Raw genomic sequence first — 21,366 nt, 5'->3', positions numbered from 1 at the left:
GGGCAGCGGCGCGTTCCCGCATCCTGTTTGCGTAAGTCCTGAGGTTTTACAAGCGGAGGACGGTTGGCATTGTGGCGTGCCGGCCTCCGGTGCCCAACGATGCGTTGGTTACGAACATATACGCCGCAGACCGGTTGCTCCTCTGCCGTGCGCAGATATGTCCGGCCTGGCTTTGCCAGGATCGTGAGTGAATGTGTATTTTTGTTAACAACGTGTTGTAACGTGACCTGATCGCTAGACTCCATTCGGGAGTTGATGGTGACGTTGACAGCAAGACATTTTCTGGCGCTGGCGGTGCCCTTGTGCACCTCGCTGCTGGCCGGCTGTTTCTATGTCTGCTGGCGGCATCTGCGTGCCCGGCGCGAGTTGCGCAGCATGTCCCTCGCCTTCACCGGATTCAGCCTGGCGCTGCTGCTGCAGGTCCTGGAGCGGCCTGCGGCCGTGCCCGTCAATGCGCTGGCCACGGCCGCGCTGCAGCTGTGTGCGGCCTGGTTCATCACCGAGGCCATGGCCATGCGCCAGGGCGTGCGACCGGATGCGCCGCTGGCGGCTGTCTTTGGCAGCGCAGTGCTGGCGGTGCTGGGCTACTACGCCTGGGTCGTTCCCGATGCGCAGGCGCGCCAGCATGTGCTCAATTTCGGCCTGGGACTGCAACTGGCCCTGCCGCTGTGGCGTTTGCCGCGCAGGCATCCCGGTACGGACTGGGACCGGCTGCTGCTGGGGGTGTTCGTGGTCTTTGCGCTGAGCTTTTTCGTTCGTGCGCTGTGGCTGACACCGCCTGGCGCCTCGCCACCGGCCGACGCGGCCAGTGAATGGCTGGGCGTTTCTTCCGCGTGCCTGGCGAAGCAGCTGAGCCTGCTGGTGTTCGGCCTGCTGTTCGCCATTGTGTTCCTGGCGGCGGCGGTGCGCGACACCGTGCAGGAGCTGCATGAGGAACGCGACCGCGATCCGCTGACAGGGCTGCTGAACCGGCGCGCCTTCAAGGAGGAGGTGCAGCGCCGGCGGGCCGAGCACCCTCAGCTTTCAGCCGCCGTGCTGGTCTGTGATCTGGACCATTTCAAGCGGGTCAACGACGGCTGGGGCCACGCGGCCGGTGACGAAGTGCTGCAGCGCTTTGCGCGACTGCTGCTGCGCAGCACGCGCCAGCAGGACCTGGTGGCCCGCTTCGGCGGGGAAGAGTTCGTGGCCTTGCTGCCGCGTGCGGACCCTCTGGCCGTGCAGTCGATCACCCGGCGCATACAGACCCAGCTGCGCCTGATGGGCTTCAGCGGGCTGCCCGACGAGGTGCGCATCACCGCCAGCTTCGGCGTGGCCTGGATGGCGCCGGGCCAGACGCTGGAGCAGGCGCTCGCGCGTGCCGACGCCATGCTCTACGAGGCCAAGCGCGCAGGCCGGGACCGGGTGCGGCTGGTGAAGGAAGAGGAAACGCTCTAGGACTTGGCCGGCGCGACCGCAGCCTGCAGCAGGCGAGCGGTGCGGGGCGGACGCGGTGTCTGCGGCGTCTGCGGGGCGCTGGACTCGCGCGGCCCGCGCGGTTCAAGCGCAGGCCTGGAAGGCCGCTGGGCCGCTGCCGGCTGGCGCAGCTCCCAGCCCGGCAGCGCGGCATGCACCATGGCGGCGCCGTGGGCGTCGTTGGCCGCATAGTGGCGCTGGGCCAGGCTCAGCTGCGGTGCAGCCCAGTTGGAGGTGGAGATCTTCTTGGACTTTTGGAAGTTCTGCCCCAGCACCAGGGCCACGGCCGCGCGCACGCCTACCGAGCTGGCGTAGCCATGGCGCTTGAACACGCGGTCCAGGTCGATCACGTTGTTCAGCGCCACGCCCAGGCGCGCGGGCAGCGCGCTGCGGTCATGGTCCAGCCCGAAGCCGGCCTTGCAGATGGCCTCGCTGGCCATCACGTCGGCCGCAAGCGCGCGTGCCTGCGCATGGTGCAGCTGCAGCAGCCAGGCCTGGTCGCAGGTGGACAGTTGCACCACATGGGGGCCGGTGTCGGTCTGGCTGGCGTGGAAAAGAGGCTTGCTCTCGGTATCGAAGCCGAGCACGGGCGCGGCCATCAGCGCGGCGCGGGCGGCCGCGAATTCGGCGTCGGTGGCGGGCACGTGGATGCAGCGTTCCGGCAGGGCGGAAAAAGGCGGCAGCAGGCGGCTGTCTTCCTTGCTGGGGGCGTGCAGGCGGGGCATGGGAAAGGGGGGGAGGCCGAGGCGGGCCGTCAAGTATGCCTGCTCCTGCATGTCCCTTCGGCCCCGGGTTTTTATCCCCGATGCATGTGGACGGAGTTGTGGAAAACTCCGGGTGTAACTTGCCGAATCCGCGCCCTGCAAGGCTTTCCACGGAATGCCTAAAAAATCAGCGCAGTGGCGAAAGGGCGTTGATTAAGGGTAATTACGGATGGCCGCGGCGGACCCGTGGGCAGGGTCCGGTGGTTGTTTCAAGAGGTGTCTAAAGGCCTTGGTCGCTGAACACCGGGGCCCGTTTTTCCAGGCCTGCGCGCACGGCTTCGGCCTGGTTGGCACTGCCCAGCAGGGCCTGCTGCTCGCGTGCCTCGGCCAGCAGGACGTCCTGGGGCGATGCGGTTTCGCTGAGCTGCATCAGGCGCTTGGACGCGCGCATGGCGTGCGGGCTGCTGGCCGCGATCTGGCGGGCCAGGTGGCGCGCTTCCTCCAGCGGCGCAGCGCTCACGCGCGTGGCCAGGCCCAGGGCCACGGCCTCGGGGCCGGGCACGATGCGGCCCGTGTAGACCAGCTCGCGCAGCACATCGCCGCGCACCAGCGGCGCGGCCAGCGCGCAGCCGGCCATGTCGGGCACCAGTCCCCACTTGATTTCCATGATGGACAGCCGCGCATCCTCGGCCACCAGGCGGATGTCCGCACCCAGCGCCAGCTGCAGGCCGCCGCCGTAGGCCACGCCGTGCACGGCGGCGATCACGGGCACGGGCAGTTCGCGCCAGCCCCAGCAGATCTGCTGGAAGCGGTTGGCAATGCCGTGCGTGCGCGCGGCCAGGTCCGTCATGTCCGCCGTCTGCTGGCCGTCGGCAATGCCGGCCATGCTGCCCATGTCCAGGCCCGCGCAGAAGGCGCGCCCCTCGCCATGCAGCACCACGGCGCGCAACCCGGGCGTGTCCCGCAGCCGCGCCAATGCGTCGATCAGTGCGTCGAACATGGCGGGGTCCAGCGCATTCATCTTGTCGGGCCGGGCCAGGGTCACCTCGGCCACGCCGTGGTCCACCGATATGCGCACGCGTTCTTGGCTCATGGCTTGTCTCCTTGTGTCTATGCGGTTCTTTGCTGGCGGTCGGCCGCGTTGCGTGATTCGATGGCGCTGCGCGCATTCGCCCAGTCCTGGTCGCTCCAGCTGGCCAGCCCGGCGAAGTTGCCGCCCGTCGCCTGGTATTGTCCGCCGTCTATGGCGATGGTCTGTCCCGTCAGGTACTCGGCCTGGCGGCTCATGAGGAAGACGGCCAGGTTGGCCAGCTCGGGCATGCGGCCGTTGCGGCCCATGGGGTTGTCGGCACGCACATGCTCGCCGCCCTGCGGGTTCAACCGCGCGCTCATGCCTTCTGTGGGGAACAGGCCTGGCGCGATGGCGTTGAAGCGTATGCCCCGGTTGCCCCATTCCACGGCCAGCGACTGCGTCATGGCATGCACGCCCGACTTGGCCATGGCCGAGGGCACGGTGAAGGCCGAGCCGTTCCAGACCCAGGTGGTGAGGATGGACAGCACGCTGGCCTTGCGGCCCTCGGCCAGCCAGCGGCGGCCGCACTCCAGCGTGAGGTTGAAGCTGCCGCGCATGACGATGTTGGCCACGGCGTCGAAGGCGCGCATGGACAGGTCCTCGGTGCGGCTCACGAAGTTGCCGGCCGCGTTGTTGACCAGGCCCGTGAGCGCGCCGCCGTCGGCCCAGATGGCCTCGATCATCTGCTCCACGGCCTCGGGCTGGCGCACGTCGCAGGCATGGCCCGTGGCCCGGCCGCCGTGCTGCTGCACCAGCTCCTGCGCTGTCTGCTCGACCACGGCGCCGCGCCGGCCGCACAGGTGGATGTCGGCGCCCAGCATGAGAAACGCCTCGGCCATGACCCGGCCCAGGCCGGTGCCGCCGCCGGTGACGAGGATGCGTTCGCCCTGGAGCAGGCCGGGCTTGTAGATGAGGTCGTCGAGGGTCATGGCTGCTGTCTCCTGTGCTGCCGGGGAAGGGATAGGGGGACTGCGGCAGCGCTTGGCGCCGCCAGGGGATCGGAGCGTCAGAGCGCGCGCGAGATCACTTCCTTCATGATTTCGCTGGTGCCGCCGTAGATGCGCTGCACGCGCGCATCGGCGTACATGCGGGTGACCATGTATTCGTTCATGTAGCCGTAGCCGCCATGCAGTTGCACGAGTTCGTCGAGCACGCGGCCCTGCGCTTCCGAGCCCCAGAGCTTGGCCATGGAGGCGGTGGCCGTGTCCAGCGTGCCGGCCACCAGCTGCTCCACGCAGCGGTCGATGAAGGCGCGGCCCACGGTCAGCGTGGTGGCCACCTCGGCGAGCTTGAACCGGGTGTTCTGCATGTCGGCAATGGCCTGGCCGAAGGCGCGGCGCTCGCGCACATAGGCCAGCGTGGCCTCATAGGCGCCTTCCATGCAGGCCAGGGCGGCCAGGCCGATGATCAGGCGTTCGTAGGGCAGGTCGCCCATGAGCTGGTAGAAGCCCTGGCCTTCGCGCCCGCCCAGCAGCGCGTCCTGCGGCACGGTCACGTCGTCGAAGAACAGCTCCGAGGTGTCCTGGGCCTTCATGCCCATCTTGTCGAGCACGCGGCCCACGCGAAAGCCCGCGCAGTCCCGGGTCTCCACGATGAGGATGGAGGTGCCGCGCGCGCCCTGGGCCGGGTCGGTCTTGCAGACCACGAGGATCAGGCCGGCCAGCAGGCCGTTGGTGATGAAGGTCTTGCTGCCGTTGATGCGGTAGCGGCCGTCCCTGAGTTCTGCGCGCGTGCGCACGCCCTGCAGGTCCGAGCCCGCGCCGGGCTCGGTCATGGCGATGGCGCCCACCAGTTCGCCGCGCGCCATGGCGGGCAGGTACTTGCGCTTTTGCGCCTCGGTGCCGTGGTTGAGCAGGTAGTGGGCCACGATGGAATGCACGGAGTTGCTCATGCCCGAGAGGGCGCGGCGCGCCATCTCCTCGTGGATCACGGCCTCGTGGCGGAAGTCGCCGCCGCCGCCGCCGTAGTCCTCGGGGATGTCGGTGCACAGCAGGCCCAGCTCGCCGGCGCGGCGCCAGATGGCATGGCCCACGTTGCCGCGCTGGCGTGCGGCCTCGTCCTGCGGCTGCATTTCGGTTTCCAGAAAGCGCACGGCGGTGGCGCGCAGGCTTTCCAGTTCGGGGGTGCTCCAGGAGCGTGTCAGTTGCAGTGGCATGGCTTGGACCGGTGGATTGAGGGGTTCAGTTGATGCGGCGTTCGCGGCCCTGCCAGTAGGGCTCGCGCAGCTGGAATTTCTGCAGCTTGCCCGCGGCCGACAGCGGCAGCTCGCTGCGGAACTCCACCGAGCGTGGGCACTTGTAGCCCGCGATGCGTTCGCGGCAGTGGGCGATGACCTCGGCCTCGGTCAGCGGCTGGCCCTCGCGCGCGACGATCACGGCGTGCACGCGCTCGCCCCAGCGTTCGTCGGGCACGCCGATGACGGCGCACATGGCGACCTGGGGCAGCTGGGCGATGGCGTTCTCGACCTCGGCCGAGTACACGTTCTCGCCGCCGCTGACGATCATGTCCTTGAGCCGGTCCACGACGAAGAGGTAGCCGTCGGCATCCAGCCGGCCCATGTCGCCCGTGTGCATCCAGCCGTCCTTGAGCGCGGCGGCCGTCTCGGCGGGCCTGTTCCAGTAGCCCTGCATGACCATGGGGCCGCGTGCCGTGATCTCGCCCACCTCGCCGGCAGGCAGCTCGCGGCCCTCGCCATCGACGATGCGCACCTCGGCAATGGTCACGGGCCGGCCGGCCGCGCGCAGCAGGCGCTCGCGCTGCGGGCCGGGACGGTGCTCGGCCGGGCCCATGGACACGATGGTGGGCGACAGCTCGGTCATGCCGTAGGCCTGGGCGAAGTCGGCGCCGGGCAATGCCTGCATGGCGCGCTCCAGCAGACTGGCGTCTATGGGCGCCGCGCCATAGAGCATGAGGCGCAGGCTGGACAGGTCGAATTCGGCCATGCGCGGATGCTCGATCAGCCGGCGGATCATGGTGGGCACCAGGAACAGCTCGTTCACGCCGTGCTGCTGGATGCCGGCGAGGATGGCCAGCTCGTCGAAGGCCGGCACGATGACCTGGGGTACCAGGCGCTGGGCCATGAGCAGGGCCAGGCCGCAGCCGGCCACATGGAACATGGGCGTGACCACCATGCCCACCTTCACATGCTGGCGCGGCACGTTGCTGGCATTGGACAGGGCGTTGATGAACAGGTTGTCGTGGCTGAGCATCACCCCCTTGGGCCGGCCCGTGGTGCCGCCCGTATACATCACGGCGGCCAGGTCGGTGCCGCTGCGCAGCGCGTCGGCGCAGGGCGTGGCGGCGGCCAGCAATTGCTCGTAGTGCAGCGCGCCTTCGGGCGCGGCGCCCGTGCCGCAGAACACCACGGTGCGCAGGCTGGAGGACAGCTCGCGCAGCCGGGGCACCAGGGGCGCGAAGGCATCGTCCACGAAGAGCACGCGCGTGTCGCAGTCGTCCAGCGAGTAGGCCACCTCGTGCGGGCTCCAGCGGATGTTGACGGGGTTGACCGCGGCGCCTGCCCACCAGCAGCCATAGAAGTATTCAAGGTAGCGGATGGAGTTCAGGCCCATCATGCCGACGCGGTCGCCGGGCGCCACGTCCAGCGCCCGCAGCAGGCCGGCGCAGCGTTCGATGCGCTGCGCAAGCTGCGACCAGCTGGCCTGCTCTGCGCCGCAGATGGCTGCCGTGGCGCCGGCCCTTTCGCGGCGGCCCTTGTGGATGGCCTGGGTGAGATACATGGGCATGGGGTTTCCTCAGGAGCGGGCATTCCAGGCGGCCAGCGTGTCCTGCAGGCTGGCGGCGCGCGGGGGGCGGGGCTGCTCGGGCACGCTGCGCGAAAAGCGCGGCGCCGGCGCGGGCTGGAGCACGCCGCCGGCCTCGGTGAACGTGGCGCGCGCGCGGTTGTGGGCATGCTGGGGCGCCTCGTCCCAGTCGAGCACGGGCGCGAAGCAGGCATCGCTGCCTTCCAGCAGCTCGCACCACTGCTGGCGCGTGCGCGTGCGGAACACGTCGGCCAGGCGCAGCTTGAGCAGGGGCCAGCGCGCGGCGTCCAGTTGCGCGTCGAACAGCGGGTCCTGTATGCCGCAGCGCTGGCGCAGCTCGGCGTAGAACTGCGGCTCTATCGCGCCTATGGCGATGTATTTGCCGTCGGCGCAGGCATAGGTGTCATAGAAGTGCGCGCCGCCGTCCAGCAGGTTCTCTCCGCGCTGGTTGCTCCACTGGCCCTTGGCCTTGAAGCCGTACATGAAGGCCGACAGCAGGGCCGTGCCATCGGTCATGGCCGCATCGATGACCTGGCCCCGGCCGCTGCGCCCGGCCTCGTGCAGGGCGGCCAGCAGGCCCACGGCCAGCAGCATGCCGCCGCCGCCGAAGTCGCCCACATAGTTGAGCGGCGGCACGGGCGCCTCGCCCGCGCGGCCGATGGCGTGCAGGGCGCCGGAGATGGCGATGTAGTTGATGTCATGCCCCGCCGCATGCGCCAGCGGCCCGTGCTGGCCCCAGCCCGTCATGCGGCCGTAGACCAGGCGCGGGTTGCGCGCCAGGCAGGGCTCGGGCCCCAGGCCCAGGCGCTCCATCACGCCGGGCCGAAAGCCCTCGATCAGCAGATCGGCGCGTGCGATCAGCGCCAGGGCCGAGGCCTGGCCTTCCTCGCCGCGCAGGTCGATCTCGACCTGGCTGCGGCTGCGCGTGGTGATGTCCTGCGCATCGACCGGCGTGCCGGGCCGCGCGATGCGCAGCACCTCGGCACCCATGTCGGCCAGCAGCATGGCGCAGAACGGCCCCGGGCCCAGGCCCGCGAACTCGACCACGCGCACGCCTTCAAGCGGTCCTGGCATGGAGGTCTCCTTTGTTCTCTTTTCTTCAATGAACCATAGAGCAGAGCGCTATGGAACTGGCGTTGTCCAAGCGAGAGACACCGAGGAAGGGCCGCCCCGCACCGAAGGTGTCGTCCCCCATTGGGGGAAGCCGCTCAGCGGCTCAGGGGGTAATTCCTGTACTCCTCGCGCAGCTTGGTCTTTAGCAGTTTTCCCGTGGCCGTGTGCGGCAGCTCGGCCACCTGCAGCACATCGTCGGGCAGCCACCATTTGGCGATGCGCGTGGACAGGAAGTCGAGCATGGACTCGCGGCTGACGCTGTGGCCTGCGCGCGGCACCACCAGCAGCAGCGGCCGCTCCTGCCACTTGGGATGGGCCACGCCGATGATGGCGGCCTCGGCCACGCCGGGATGGCCCATGGCGGCGTTCTCAACGTCGATGGAGGAAATCCACTCGCCGCCCGACTTGATCACGTCCTTGGCGCGGTCCACCAGCTGCAGGAAGCCGTCGGCATCGATGGTGGCCACGTCGCCCGTGGTGAAGAAGCCTTCCTCATCGACGGGCGAGCCGCCTTCGCCCTTGAAGTAGCCGCTGGCGATCCAGGGGCCGCGCACGCGCAGGTGTCCCCGGGCCTGGCCGTCCCAGGGCTGGGGCCGGCCGTCGTCGTCCACGATCTTGAGGTCCACGCCCCAGACGCCGCGCCCCTGCTTGAGCTTGACCTTGACCAGTTCCTCGCCCGACAGCGCGTCGTGCCGGGGCAGCAGCTTGCTGACCACGCCGATGGGGCTGGTCTCGGTCATGCCCCAGCCCTGCACGACCTGGGCGCCGAACTGGTTCTCGAAGCGCTCCAGCATGGCGCGCGGCACGGCCGCGCCGCCGATGCCTATGCTCTTGACGCCCAGCGCGCGCGGGTCGATGTCGGGATGCGCATCCAGGTACTGGAACAGCATCAGCCACACGGTGGGCACGCCCTGGGAGAAGGTGACCTTCTCGTCGCGCATGAGCTCGTAGACGCTCTGGCCGTCCAGGTGCGGGCCGGGCAGCACCAGCCGTGCGCCGGCCATGGCCGCCGCATAGGGCGTGCCCCAGGCGTTGGCATGGAACATGGGCACGATGAGCATCACGGTCTCGCGCGCGTTCAGGCCGAAGGTGTCGGGCGCCAGCTCCATCAGCGTGTGCAGCACGGTGGAGCGGTGCGAGTACAGCACGCCCTTGGGGTGGCCCGTGGTGCCCGAGGTGTAGCACAGCGACGAGGCCGTGCGCTCGTCGAACTCGGGCCAGTCGAAGTCCTCGCTCTGGTTGCCCACCAGCTCGTCCCAGCAGTGCAGGCCGGGAAGGTCCAGCGCGGGCTTGTGCTCGCGCGAACTCATGCAGACATACGTGGTGACGGTCTTCAGATGCGGTGCGAGCTTTTCCACCAGCGGCGCGAAGGTCACGTCGAAGAACAGCACCCGGTCCTCGGCATGGTTGGCGATGTATTCGATCTGCTCGGGAAACAGGCGCGGGTTGATGGTGTGCAGCACCGCGCCGCTGCCCGAGACGCCGAAGTACAGCGCCAGGTGGCGCCAGCTGTTCCAGGCCAGCGTGCCCACGCGTTCGCCGGGCTGCACGCCCAGCGACTGCAGGGCATTGGCCACCTGGCAGGAGGCGCGGCGCATGCCGGCCCAGTCGGTGCGGTGCAGGCCACCGTCCCGTGTTTCCGGCAGGCGCGAGACGATCTCGGTGTGCGGATGAAAGCGCGCCGCATGCTCGATCAGCGACGAGATCATGAGCGGGCGGTCCTGCATCAGTCCTTGCAAGGCGGGCATGGGGTGTCTCCTGTCGTTGTCCTGAAGGCCGGGGTCATTGCACGGGCGCGTAGCGGCTGCCGTCGAAGCGCACGAGCTGCATCTTCTTGATGGGGAAGAAATCGTCCGCACCGGTCTGCAGGCTGATGCCCGGGTAGAGCATGGGCAGGTCCATCTTCAGGCTGGCGGCCTGCTTCATGATGTTGGCGCGCGTGAGCTCGTCGCCGGCCTGCCTGAGCACCTGCACCAGGGTCTGGGCCTGGGAGTAGCCGATGACGTTGAGCGAATCGTTGGGGTCGCCGGCCGGGTAGAACTGCTGCATGAAGGCCAGGTAGCCGGCCAGCTCGGGCGTGCCCTGGTTGGTGGGGTCCGAGGGCTCGCGCAGGTAGCTGGCCGTCATCACGCCGCGCGCGTTGTCCAGGCCCGCGGGCTTGAGCACCGAGCTGATGGACAGCGAGACGCTGACCAGGTAGTGCGCAGGCTTCCAGCCGATGTCGGCGGCCTTGCGTATGGACTGGGCCGCGAACTTGGGCGTGCTGATGTTGATGAAGGTGTCCGCCCCCGAGCCCTTGAGTGCCACCATCTGGCTGTCCACCGTGGGGTCGCCGACCTCGTAGGTCTGCTGCACGACGATGCGCTGCTTGGCCTGCTCTCCGAATCCGTCGAGCACGCCCTTGAGGTAGTCCTTGCCGAAGTCGTCGTTCTGCATCAGGACGGCCACCTTGGCCTGGGGGCGCGTGGCCAGGATGTGCTGGGCGAAGGTGCGGCCTTCGAGCTGGTAGGTGGGCTGCCAGCCCATGGTCCAGGGGAAGTTCTTCGGATCGCCCCAGCGCGTGGCGCCCGTGGAGACGAACAGCTGGGGCACCTTGCGCTGGTTCATGTAGCGATGCACGGCCTGGTTGTGCGAGGTGCCCAGCGCGCCGAACATCAGCAGCACGCCGTCGCGCTCGACCAGCTTGCGCGTCTGCTCCACGCTCTGGGCGGGGTTGTAGGCGTCGTCGGCCGAGAGGTAGGTGATCTTGCGGCCGTTGATGCCGCCCTCGGCGTTGATCTTGGCGAAGTAGGCCGCATGGGTCTTGCCTATGGTTCCATAGGCCGACACGGGACCTGAGTAGGGCACGAAGTTGCCGATGCGGATCTCGGTGTCGCTGGCGCCGGTGTCGTACTTCTTCTGGGCCTGGGCTGGCACTGGGGTGACGGCCGGCAGGACCAGCGCCAGGCAGGCGATCAGGGCGCGGGGGCCGCGGGCGAAGGGGTTGCGCATGGTGGTCTCCTGGCTTGCGGGCGCCGTGCCCGCTTTTCTTGTGGTGGCCGGTCCATGGTAGGAACCGGCCCGGCGCGCGCCCATCGTCGATTCCGACGAATGCATGTGCGGGCGCAGCAAGGTGCGTCGGGAAGGTGTGGCGCTCAGCCCGGCTGGCGGGGCGCGAACACGGGCTCGCGCTTTTGCATGAAGGCCTGCACGCCTTCCATGAAGGCCGGCGCGCCCACCAGCTCGCGCTGGCGTTCAGCCTCGTAGTGAAGCTGCTGCTCCAGCGTGGAAGCGGCTGCGTGGTCCAGCGCGCGGCGGGCTTCCAGCACGGCACCGGCCGGCAGCCGCGCCAGGCGGGCGGCCGCGGCCAGGGCCTGCTCGCGCAGGGCCTCGTCGTCCACGCAGGCCCAGACCAGGCCCCAGTCGGCAGCCTGCTGCGCGCCCAGCCTGTCGCCCAGCAGGGACAGGCCCAGGGCGCGCGCACGGCCCAGCCGGCGCTCGATGAACCAGGTGGTGCCCAGGTCCGGCACGATGCCCAGGCGCGGCAGGAAAGGCAGGTAGAAGTAGGCCGAGCGCGCCGCCAGCGCCACGTCGCCGGCCAGTGCCAGGCCCACGCCGGCCCCGGCTGCCGCGCCGTTGATGGCGCAGACCACGGGCACGGGCAACTGCTGCAGGTCCAGGATGAGGCGGTTGGACAGCTGCTGCATGTTGTCGGCCGTCTGCTCGCCCAGCGTGCGGCCATCGGCCTGGGCCCCGCCTTGTGCCCCACCTTGTGCCCCGCCTTGTGCGCCGCCCATGGACGACAGGTCCGCGCCCACGCAAAAGCCCCGGCCCTCGGCGGTGAGCACCAGGGCGCGTAGGGAGGTGTCCTCGCGCACCTCGGCCAGCAGTTCGCGCAGCCGCAGCTGCAAGGGCCTGCCCAGCGGATTCATGCGGGCGCTGTCCTGGAGGACGATGAGGGCGATCTCGCCGTTGTTGCCGCTGTCGCCGTTGTTGCCGTGGCGTTCCATGCGGACGGCCGGACTGGAATTCATGGGGGACTCCTGTGGGTGGGGATGGAAAGTCAGGCACGCGGCCGCTGCCGGGGCAGGTGCATGCCCGGCCGGCCCGGTCGGCCCAGTCGGTGCAGCAGGCCCATCACGCCGCCGGGCATGGCGAACATGAAGACGATGAGCACGGTGCCGTAGACGGCCCAGGGCGCGGCCTTGGACACCTGCTCGGCCAGCCCCGGGATGAACATGATGAACAGGGCGCCGAACAGCGCGCCCCACAGCGTTCCCACGCCGCCCACCACCACGCCCACCAGCAGCGAAATGGACAGGAACATGGTGAAGGAGTCGGGCGCCACGAACTGCACGGCAATGGCCGACAGCGCGCCGCCCACGCCCGTGTAGCCGGCCGAAATCGCAAAGGCCATGGACTTGCAGTGCGCGTTGTCCACGCCCATGGCCTCGGCCGCCATGGCGTGGTCGCGGATGGCGCGCAGCGCCAGGCCGCTGCCGCTGTCTATGAGGTTGCGCGCCATCCAGAACAGCAGCGCCGCCACGGCCAATGCATAGAGGTAGAACCACTGGTCGGCATCCAGCGGCAGGCCCCAGGGCGCCTCGGGCTTGGTCAGCACGATGCCGCCCACGCCGCCCGTCCAGGCCTCCAGGTGGCGGTACTTGAGCAGCTGGGGCATGGCCACGCCCAGCGCAAAGGTGGCCAGCGCCAGGTACAGCCCTTCCAGCCTGAGCGCGGGCCGCCCGAACAGGTAGCCCGCCGCCAGGCTCACCAGGCCCGCTGCAGGCACGGCCAGCCAGTAGGCCAGGCCCGCGCGGTCCATCAGGATGCCGGCCGCATAGGCGCCTATGGCGAAGAAGGCGCCATGGCCCAGCGAGATCTGGCCGCTGTAGCCCGTGAGGATGTTCAGCCCCACCAGGGCCACGGCATAGGCCAGCACCATGGTGGCCTGGAACAGCTGGTAGCCCTTGGCCACGAAGACCAGCGAGCAGGCCGCCAGCGCCAGCGCCGCGATCAGTACCGTGCCCAGGGGCAGGGGGCGGGGCGCGCTGGTGGCGGCGACCAGTGCGTCAGACGAGGAGGCGGATCGTGTGGACATCATTGTTCTCCAGGGCGTTGGGCACAAAACTGGCGTGGCCCAAAAGCGAGGGTGTCGTCCCCCTCCCGCGTAGCGAGAGAGGGGGCGCCGTGCAACGGGAAGCGGCGTAGCCGCTCAGGGGGGACATTGTTCAAACCCTCCTGACGACCTTGCGGCCCATCAGCCCGGCCGGCCGCACGATGAGCACGCCCACGATCAGCACCAGGGCCACCGAGAGCTTGAGTTCGGTGCCGACCACGTAGCTGCCCACCAGGTTTTCAAGCACGCCCACGATGAAGCCGCCCAGCACGGCGCCCGCGGGGCTGTCGATGCCGCCCAGCAGCGCGCCCGCAAAGGCATACAGCAGCACGCCGCTCATCATGTGCGGATCAAGGAAAACCACGGGCGCCACCATCATCCCGGCCACCGCGCCGATGGCGCCGGCCAGGCCCCAGCCCAGCATCAGCATGCGCCCCACGGAGATGCCCACCAGGCGCGAGGAGGCCGGGTTCTGCGCGGCCGCGCGCATGGCCAGCCCCAGCGGCGTGAGCCGGAAGAAGGCAAACAGCAGGGCCACGATGGACAGCGCCACGAAGATGGTGCCCACCTCATGGGCCGACATCAGGGCGCTGCCGTACCAGGCGTCGGCCGGGAACGGGCTTGGGAACTCCTTGATGGTGTAGCCGAAGATCCAGCCGGCCAGGCTGTGGAAGACGATCAGCAGGCCGATGAAGACCACCACCTGGGCCAGGTCCGCTGCCTTGTGCATGGGGCGGATGATGGCGAACTCCGCGGCCGCGCCCAGCACGAAGGACAGCGCCACCGTGGCCAGGAAGGCCCACCAGTACGGCAGCCCCGCCTGCAGCAGCGCCCAGGCGATGAAGGTGGAGAACATGGCCATCTCGCCCTGCGCGAAATTGATGTGGTGCGTGGCCTGGTAGATCATGACCAGGGCCAGCGCCACGGTGGCGTAGATGCCGCCCGTGGCCAGGCCGGCCAGCAATTGGTGGATGAAGGCGTCCATGGCCGCTACTCCCCAAGATAGGCCTGGCGTACCGCATCGTTGCGGCGCATGGCTTCGCTGGGGCCGTGCAGCACGATGCGGCCGGTCTCCAGCAGGTAGGCGCTGTGCGCCAGCTCCAGCGCCAGGCGCGCGTTCTGCTCCACCAGCAGGATGGTCGTGCCCTGCTCGGCGTTGATGCGCTGCAGGATGCCGAAGATGTCGCGCACCACCAGCGGCGCCAGCCCGAAGGAGGGCTCGTCCAGCAGCAGCAGGCGCGGGCGGCCCATGAGGGCGCGGGCAATGGCCAGCATCTGCTGCTCGCCGCCAGACAGCGTCCCGGCCTGCTGGGTGCGGCGCTCGCGCAGGCGGGGGAAGTAGCCGAACATGCGCTCCATATCGCCGCCCACGTCGGCACGGGCAGCGCGCGTGGGCCGGGCCTGCGCGCCCAGGCGCAGGTTGTCCTCGGCGCTGAGCTGGGCGAAGGTGCCGCGCCCGTCGGGCACATGGCCCACGCCCTGGCGCGCGATGCGCTCGGTGCTGTGCCGGTCTATGCGTTCGCCGGCCAGGCGCACCTCGCCGCGTGTGTCCACCAGGTGGCGGCAGATGGCGCGCAGCGTGGTGGTCTTGCCCGCGCCATTGGCGCCCAGCAGGGCCGTGACGCGGCCTTCGGCCAGGTCCATGTCGATGCCGTCCAGCACGCGCACAGACCCGTACGCCGCATGCAGTCCGCGGATTTCAAGCAGTGCCGGCATGCGCCACCTCCCTGTCCTGATCCTGCGGCTGCATGTCCGAGCCCAGGTAGGCGCGGATGACTTCGGCATGGGCGCGGACCTCGCCCGGCGTGCCTTCGGCGATCTTGCGGCCGAAGTTCAGCGCCACGACCTTGTCGCTCACGCGCATGACCAGGCCCATGTGGTGCTCCACCAGCAGCACGGTCAGGTCCAGCCGGTCGCGCAGCGACAGGATCAGGTCGCCCAGGCCGGCCAGCTCCTCATGGTTGAGGCCGCAGGCCGGCTCGTCCAGCAGCAGCAACTGCGGGCGGCAGGCCAGGGCGCGCGCCAGCTCCACGCGCTTTTGCGTGCCGAAGGGCAGGTCGGCCACGCGGCGCTCTGCCACGCCCGTCAGCTCCAGCAGGGCCATCAGCGATTGCGCCTGGGCGCGGGCTTCTTCCTCGCGCCGTCGCACGCCGGGCAGGCGCAGGGCGTCGCGCACAAAGCCGGCGTGCTGGTGGCTGTGCGTGCCCAGGCGCACGTTGTCGGCCACCGTCATGCTGGAAAACAGGGCCAGGTTCTGGAAGGTGCGGCCCATGCCCAGCGCGGCCATGCGGTGGCGCGCCAGCGTGGCCAGCGGCTGGCCGCGAAAGCGGATGTGGCCGGCCTGCCAGGCATACAGCCGCGACAGGCAGTTGAACAGGCTGCTCTTGCCCGCACCGTTGGGGCCGATGAGGCCGCAGATCTGGCCTGCCGCAACATCGAAACTCACGCCGTCCAGCGCGACGATGCCGCCGAAGCGCAGCGAAACGCCTTCAATGCGCAGCAGGGGCTGCGAGTCCTGGCTCATGGCTTTCCCTCCCCCCGATGGTGGGCGGCCTGCGCGGGCCGCGCCGGCCGCACGGTGGCATGGCGGCGCCTACAGGCGCTCGATGATGGTGACGTTGGCCATGCCGCCGCCCTCGCACATGGTCTGCAGGCCGTAGCGCCCGCCGCGCGCATGCAGGGCGTGGATCAGCGTGGCCATGAGCTTGGTGCCCGAGGCGCCCAGCGGATGGCCCAGCGCAATGGCGCCGCCGTTGACGTTGAGCCGCGCCGGATCGGCGCCCGTGGCCTGCAGCCAGGCCAGGGGCACGGGGGCAAAGGCCTCGTTGACTTCGTACAGGTCGATGTCGGAGATGCGCATGCCGGCCTTCTTCAGCGCGGCCTGGGTGGCGGGGATGGGGGCCTCCAGCATGATCACGGGGTCATGCCCGAGCAGGCTCATGTGGTGGATGCGCGCCAGCGGCTGCACGCCCAGGGCCTTGAGGCCGCGCTCGCTGACCACCATGACGCCGCTGGCGCCATCGCAGATCTGGCTGGCCGTGGCGGCGGTCACGCAGCCGCCTTCGCGGATGGTCTTGACGCCGGCAATGCCCTCCAGCGTGGCGTTGAAGCGTATGCCTTCATCCACCGTGTGCGGCTGGCCTTCGCCCTCGGTACCGCCTTCGGCGCTGCGCGCCTGCACGGCCAGGATCTCGCGGTCGAAGCGGCCCTCGCGCGCGGCCTGCACGGCGCGCTCATGGCTTTGCAGCGCATAGGCGTCCAACTGGTCCTTGGCCAGGCCGTACTTGCCGGCCATCATCTCGGCGCCCATGAACTGGCTGAACTCCACGCCCGGATAGCGCTGCTGCATGGCCGGGCTCATGTACACGCCCAGGCCGGCCTTGGCGGGCAGGGCGTTGGGCGTGCCCATGGGCACGCGCGACATGCTCTCCACGCCTGCGGCGATCACCATGTCCATGCTGCCCGACATCACGGCCTGGGCCGCGAAATGCAGGGCCTGCTGGGACGACCCGCACTGCCGGTCCACCGTGGTGCCCGGCACGGACTCGGGCAGGGACGAGGCCAGCACGGCGTTGCGCGCCACGTTCGTCGCCTGCTGGCCGACCTGGCTGACGCAGCCCATGATCACGTCCTCGACCTGGGCCGGGTCGGCCTGGCTGCGGCGCACCAGCTCGTCCAGCACCTGGGCCGCGAGATCGGCCGGATGCCAGCCCGAGAGCTTTCCGCCGCGCTTGCCGCCTGCCGTGCGCGTGGCGGCAACGATGTATGCCTGTGCCATGGATATGTCTCCTGTTCCTGTATTCCTGGGGGGATGGTGGCCCGGCCGGCGCGGGCCGGGCATCGTCGCAAGCGACGATTCCGGCCAGGGAAAACGCGGGGACGGTTAGTGGCTGGGCGGTACGCCTAACGCGGCGCCATGCGGATGGCGCCGTCCAGGCGCACGCACTCGCCGTTGAAGTAGCCGTTGGTGATCATGGTCTCGGCCAGGTGGGCGTATTCGTCGGGCTGGCCCAGCCGCTTGGGGAAGGGGACGGAGGCGGCCAGCGCCGCCTTCACGTTGTCGGGCGCGCCCTGCAGCAGCGGCGTGTCGAAGATGCCGGGCAGGATGGTGTTCACGCGGATGCCCTCGCCCATGAGGTCGCGCGCGATGGGCAGGGTCATGCCCGTGATGCCGGCCTTGCTGGCCGAGTAGCTGGCCTGGCCCATCTGCCCGTCCTGCGCCGCCACCGAGGCCGTGTTGACGATGGCGCCGCGCTCGCCGTCGGCCAGCGGCTCCAGCGTGAGCATGCCCGCGGCCGACTTGGCGATGCAGCGGAAGGTGCCCACCAGGTTGATCTGGATGATGCGGTCGAAATTGGCCACGGGCAGGTGCCGGATCTCGCCCGTGGCCTTGTCGCGGCTGGCCGTCTTGACGGCATTGCCCGTGCCCGCGCAGTTGACCAGGATGCGCTCCTGCCCGTGGGCCGCGCGGGCCTGGGCAAAGCCCGCGTCCACGCTGGCCTCGTCGGTCACGTCCACGCGGCAGAACAGGCCGCCTGTCTCGCGCGCCAGCGCCTGCCCGGCCGTCTCGTTGAGGTCGAACAGGGCGACGCGCACGCCCCTGGCGGCCAGGCGGCGCGCGGTGGCCGCGCCCAGGCCCGATGCCCCGCCCGTGACGACGGCGCTGATGCTTGCGTCAAGCTGCATGTGTGGGTCTCCTTTGTGAGAGTCTTTGCCGCGCGCTCTGTCGCCTTGGCTCGCGACAGGGCGCGCTGCGCTGCCTATGATCTGCAGGCCAGTCTAGGAATCACCCCGCATTGCCGCCATCGTCGAAACCGACGAAAGTGCCCGCTCCTTCACTCCTGCCATGTGCTCCTCGCCCGCATGCCGTCCCCAGTGCCCATTCCTGCTCCCGGTTCCGGCTATGTGCCCCAGGCCAAGCTGAGCCCGCCGCGCGCGGCCGCAGCCCAGGTGGCGCGCCTGGCGGTGGCCGCGCGCTGGCCCGAGGCGCTGCGCGCCCGCGTGGTGCTGGTGCGTGCGCCTGCCGGCTTCGGCAAGACCACGGCCATGCGCCAGATGCGCGAGCGCCTGCAGGCCGAAGGGCAGGCCACGGCCTGGCTCACGCTGGATGCCGCCGACAACGATGTCTCGCGCTTTCTGCAATGCCTGGGTGCGGCCGTGCGCGGCCTGGGTGGCATGGCCGAGCGCGAGGCGGACGGGCCGGGCGAGCTGTCCCGGGCGCTGCAGTCGCTGGCCGGCGAGGGCCGGTCGTTTGCGTTGTTCATCGACGATTTCGAGGTGCTGCACAACGATGCCGTGCTGGGCCTGGTGCGCCAGCTGATGGAGCAGTTGCCCGTGCACGGCCGGCTGGTCATAGGCTCGCGCGCGCTGCCGGCCCTGGGGCTGGGGCGGCTGCGCACCAGCGGCCAGCTGCTCGAGATCGATGCGGCGCTGCTGCGCTTTTCAGCGGCCGAGGCCGAGGAGTTCTTTCGCCTGCGCGGCTGCGCGCTGCCGCGCGAGGCCGTGGCGCGCCTGGTGGACAAGACCGAAGGCTGGATAGGCGCGCTGTGGCTGGCCTCGCTGGCGCTGGAGCGGCATGGGGCGCACAGCGATTTCATCGAGCGCTTCTCGGGCTCGGAGCGCGCCGTGGCCGACTACCTGGCCGAGGACGTGCTGGCACAGCAGGCCGCGCCCGTGCGCGATTTTTTGCTGCGCACCAGCATCCTGCGCACGCTGGATGCCCAGGTCTGCCAGGCCCTGGTGCCGCGCGCCGATGGCGCCGCCATGCTGCAGGCGCTGGAGCAGGCCCATCTGTTCTTGCTGCCGCTGGCCGACGAAGGGCAGGGCAGGCGCAGCTGGCGCTACCACAGCATGTTTGCCGACTTTCTTCGCGCCCAGCTGCAGCGCGAGCGCCCCGGCGAGGTGCAGCGCCTGCATCTGGCGGCCAGCGGCTGGTACGAATCCTGCGGCCGGCCCGTGCCAGCCATCGAGCATGCGCTGGAAGGCGGCGACCTGCCGCATGCCCTGTCCCTGCTGGCGCGCCATGCCGAGGCGCTGATGGAGCAGGGCCGCATGCGCCTGCTGTCGCGCTGGTTCACGGCCCTGCCGGCGCCGCTGCTGGCGCGCGAGCCGCTGCTGCAGGCCGTGGCCGCCTATGCCGACTGCTTCACCCGTGGTCCCGTGCAGGCACAGCTGTGGCTGGATGCGCTGGAGCCCGGCATGGCCGCCGACCCTGCGGCGCAGGCCCTGGTCATCGCCCTGCGGCCGCTGCTGCTGGCCATGATGGACCGCGTGGAAGAGGCTGCGCCCCTGGGCCGCGAGGCGCTGGCGCGCCTGCCCAGCTGCCGGCCCTTTGCGGACAGCTCGCTGACCAATGCCATGGCCTACGTGGCATCGGTGCTGGGCGATACCGACGAGGCCCGCCGCCTGCTGGATGCGGCACGCAGCACCCAGGCCGGAAGCCTGTTCAGCCGCATGTACACCGAGGCCATGGAAGGCGTGCTGGACCTGTCCGCCGGCCGGCTGCGCCAGGCGGCAGCGCGTTTCAGGGTGGCGCTGGCTGCCACGCCGCGCAGCGCGGCCTACAACCCCACCAACGGCAATGCCTGGGCAGGCGTCCTGTACGCGGGGGTGCTCTACGAGGGCAATGACATCGACGGCGCCGATCACCTGCTGCAGGTCTACCTGCCGCTGGCACGCGATGTGGGCCTGCCCGACCACGTGATCGCCAGCTACCGCATGCGCGCGCGCATCGCCTTCCTGCGCGGCGACGTGGATGCCGCCGTGGGCCTGCTCACCGAACTGGAATACCTGGGGCACGAGCGCCAGCTGCCGCGCGTGACGGCCAGCGCGCGGCTGGAACATGCGCGCATCTTCGTGCTGCAGGGCAACCGGGCGGCCGCGTCCGAGGCGCTGGAGCGTGCCGACGACCCTGGCGTATGGCCGCGCGTGGAACGCCTGCGCCTGCCGCCGCACGAGGTGGAGGACATCGCCATCGCCCGGCTGCGCTGGGGGCTGCACTTTGGCGACTGCCGTGACGTGCGCGATGCCATCGCCCCCTTGCTGGCCGATGCGCAACTGCGCGGGCGCCGCCACCGCAGCCTCAAGCTGCAGGTGCTGTGCGCGCTGGCCGAGGCGGGCGGCGGCGACTTGGACGCCGCCGCCGCCATGCTGGCCCAGCCGCTGCGCCACGGTGCCAGCGAAGGCTTTGTGCGCCTGATGCTCGATGAGGGGCCGCTGCTCGCGCCTGTGCTGCAGCGCGTGCTGTCGCCCTCACTGTCTCCTTCACTGTCGTCCTCACTGTCGCGCCGCACGGAAGCGGCGGAGCCGGAGGCTGCCGCCCATGCGCAGCGGCTGCTGTCTGCCCTGGGCGAGCCTGCCGAGCCCGCCGATCCCCCCGAGCTGCAGGCAGCGGATGCGCCCCAGGGCCCGGCGCCGGCCACGGCGCTTGCCGAGCCCCTGACCCGCAAGGAGCTGCGCGTGCTGGAGCTGCTGGCCTCGGGCTACTCCAATGCGGCCATGGCCGAGAAACTCTTCGTCTCCGACAGCACGGTGCGCACCCACCTGCGCAGCATCAACCTCAAGCTGGGCGCGCGCAGCCGCACCCAGGCCGTGGCGCTGGCGCGGGAGCTGCGGGTTTTGCGCTAGGCCGCTGGCGGCTCAAGCCTGCAGATGGCGCGCATAGGTCAGGAACACTTCGTCACGCACCCAGCCCAGCGACTCGTACAGCGCCTGGGCGCGCAGGTTGTTGCGTGCCGTGGTCAGGTCCATGCGTGCATGGCCCGTGGCGCGGGCATGGGCTTCGGCCGCCAGCAGCAGGGCGCGGCCCACGCCCAGGCGGCGCGCATCGGGCACCACGAAGAGGTCGTAGAGCACGTAGATGGGCGCGGCCAGCACCGAGCAGAACGAGGGGTAGAGCTGGCAAAAGCCCAGGGCGCTGCCGTCCGGTCGGCGGGCCAGCAGGATCACGGATTCGCCGCGCTCCAGCCGCGCCGTGATGAAGGCCAGCGCCGCGTCGGCATCCGCAGGTTGCTCGTAGAACTGGCGGTAGGCATCGAACAGCGGGGCGATCAGCGCGGCGTCTTCGGGGATGGCGGTGTGTATGGCTGTGGAGTTCATCGGTGGTCCGGGGCGGAGGTTGCCAGCATGGCGCAGGGCAAGGATGCCGTGCTCATATCTTTGCTGAAT

At 70.1% G+C, this 21,366-nt stretch carries 18 protein-coding genes; 2 read left to right on the top strand and 16 right to left on the bottom strand.

Annotated elements, in window-relative coordinates; genetic code table 11:
* Nucleotides 1-255 precede the first annotated feature (255 nt).
* Nucleotides 256-1,434, top strand: coding sequence for a GGDEF domain-containing protein (locus tag AC5I49_RS27100; protein WP_026062628.1), 1,179 nt, complete (start codon nt 256-258; stop codon nt 1,432-1,434).
* On the opposite strand, the gene AC5I49_RS27095 is transcribed toward AC5I49_RS27100, so the two are convergent.
* From AC5I49_RS27095 to AC5I49_RS27025, 15 genes are all read right to left on the bottom strand, one after another.
* Nucleotides 1,431-2,177: a 3'-5' exonuclease gene (locus AC5I49_RS27095; protein ID WP_209802322.1), complete on the bottom strand. Its 747-nt coding sequence runs from the start codon at nt 2,175-2,177 to the stop codon at nt 1,431-1,433. The genes AC5I49_RS27100 and AC5I49_RS27095 overlap by 4 nt on opposite strands.
* Nucleotides 2,178-2,436: 259 nt before the next feature.
* Nucleotides 2,437-3,249 (bottom strand): crotonase/enoyl-CoA hydratase family protein, encoded by an 813-nt coding sequence (locus AC5I49_RS27090; protein WP_495790154.1) that lies wholly within the window; start codon nt 3,247-3,249, stop codon nt 2,437-2,439.
* A 17-nt stretch (nt 3,250-3,266) separates the two neighbouring features.
* Nucleotides 3,267-4,157: an SDR family oxidoreductase gene (locus AC5I49_RS27085; RefSeq protein ID WP_016449208.1), complete on the bottom strand. Its 891-nt coding sequence runs from the start codon at nt 4,155-4,157 to the stop codon at nt 3,267-3,269.
* Between the two features lie 77 nt (nt 4,158-4,234).
* Nucleotides 4,235-5,383 (bottom strand): acyl-CoA dehydrogenase family protein, encoded by a 1,149-nt coding sequence (locus AC5I49_RS27080; protein WP_047218395.1) that lies wholly within the window; start codon nt 5,381-5,383, stop codon nt 4,235-4,237.
* 25 nt (nt 5,384-5,408) lie between these two features.
* Nucleotides 5,409-6,971 (bottom strand): long-chain-fatty-acid--CoA ligase, encoded by a 1,563-nt coding sequence (locus AC5I49_RS27075; protein ID WP_288897621.1) that lies wholly within the window; start codon nt 6,969-6,971, stop codon nt 5,409-5,411.
* Nucleotides 6,972-6,980: 9 nt separating this feature from the next.
* The gene (locus AC5I49_RS27070) at nt 6,981-8,063 is read right to left on the bottom strand and encodes a CaiB/BaiF CoA transferase family protein (protein ID WP_012206624.1); all 1,083 of its coding nucleotides are present in this window, start codon (nt 8,061-8,063) and stop codon (nt 6,981-6,983) included.
* A 134-nt stretch (nt 8,064-8,197) separates the two neighbouring features.
* Entirely contained in the window at nt 8,198-9,850 is a 1,653-nt protein-coding gene (locus AC5I49_RS27065) for a long-chain-fatty-acid--CoA ligase (RefSeq protein ID WP_495790153.1), read from the bottom strand.
* A gap of 34 nt (nt 9,851-9,884) precedes the next feature.
* A complete protein-coding gene (locus AC5I49_RS27060) occupies nt 9,885-11,093 on the bottom strand; it encodes an ABC transporter substrate-binding protein (protein WP_495790152.1) in 1,209 nt (402 codons plus the stop codon).
* Nucleotides 11,094-11,236: 143 nt separating this feature from the next.
* Complete coding sequence (locus AC5I49_RS27055; protein ID WP_288897624.1) at nt 11,237-12,115, bottom strand: enoyl-CoA hydratase-related protein; 879 nt, start codon at nt 12,113-12,115, stop codon at nt 11,237-11,239.
* A 29-nt stretch (nt 12,116-12,144) separates the two neighbouring features.
* On the bottom strand, nt 12,145-13,182 hold the full coding sequence (locus AC5I49_RS27050) for a branched-chain amino acid ABC transporter permease (RefSeq protein WP_209802304.1): 1,038 nt from the start codon (nt 13,180-13,182) through the stop codon (nt 12,145-12,147).
* 130 nt (nt 13,183-13,312) lie between these two features.
* Nucleotides 13,313-14,185, bottom strand: coding sequence for a branched-chain amino acid ABC transporter permease (locus AC5I49_RS27045; RefSeq protein WP_267177983.1), 873 nt, complete (start codon nt 14,183-14,185; stop codon nt 13,313-13,315).
* 5 nt (nt 14,186-14,190) lie between these two features.
* Nucleotides 14,191-14,916, bottom strand: coding sequence for an ABC transporter ATP-binding protein (locus AC5I49_RS27040; protein WP_495790151.1), 726 nt, complete (start codon nt 14,914-14,916; stop codon nt 14,191-14,193).
* Nucleotides 14,900-15,724, bottom strand: coding sequence for an ABC transporter ATP-binding protein (locus tag AC5I49_RS27035; RefSeq protein ID WP_495790150.1), 825 nt, complete (start codon nt 15,722-15,724; stop codon nt 14,900-14,902). The genes AC5I49_RS27040 and AC5I49_RS27035 overlap by 17 nt, the downstream gene beginning before the upstream one ends.
* 69 nt (nt 15,725-15,793) lie before the next feature.
* Complete coding sequence (locus AC5I49_RS27030) at nt 15,794-16,978, bottom strand: acetyl-CoA C-acetyltransferase (protein ID WP_016449218.1); 1,185 nt, start codon at nt 16,976-16,978, stop codon at nt 15,794-15,796.
* Nucleotides 16,979-17,103: 125 nt separating this feature from the next.
* Entirely contained in the window at nt 17,104-17,886 is a 783-nt protein-coding gene (locus AC5I49_RS27025) for an SDR family NAD(P)-dependent oxidoreductase (protein ID WP_013801549.1), read from the bottom strand.
* A gap of 177 nt (nt 17,887-18,063) precedes the next feature.
* Here AC5I49_RS27025 and AC5I49_RS27020 point away from each other — a divergent pair, with 177 nt between their 5' ends.
* A complete protein-coding gene (locus AC5I49_RS27020; RefSeq protein WP_495790149.1) occupies nt 18,064-20,826 on the top strand; it encodes a winged helix-turn-helix domain-containing protein in 2,763 nt (920 codons plus the stop codon).
* A 12-nt stretch (nt 20,827-20,838) separates the two neighbouring features.
* On the opposite strand, the gene AC5I49_RS27015 is transcribed toward AC5I49_RS27020, so the two are convergent.
* On the bottom strand, nt 20,839-21,297 hold the full coding sequence (locus AC5I49_RS27015; protein ID WP_013801551.1) for a GNAT family N-acetyltransferase: 459 nt from the start codon (nt 21,295-21,297) through the stop codon (nt 20,839-20,841).
* Between the last annotated feature and the right edge of the window lie 69 nt (nt 21,298-21,366).

Source organism: Delftia sp. (genome assembly GCF_059499305.1).
This window is presented reverse-complemented; position numbering and strand designations above follow the sequence as displayed.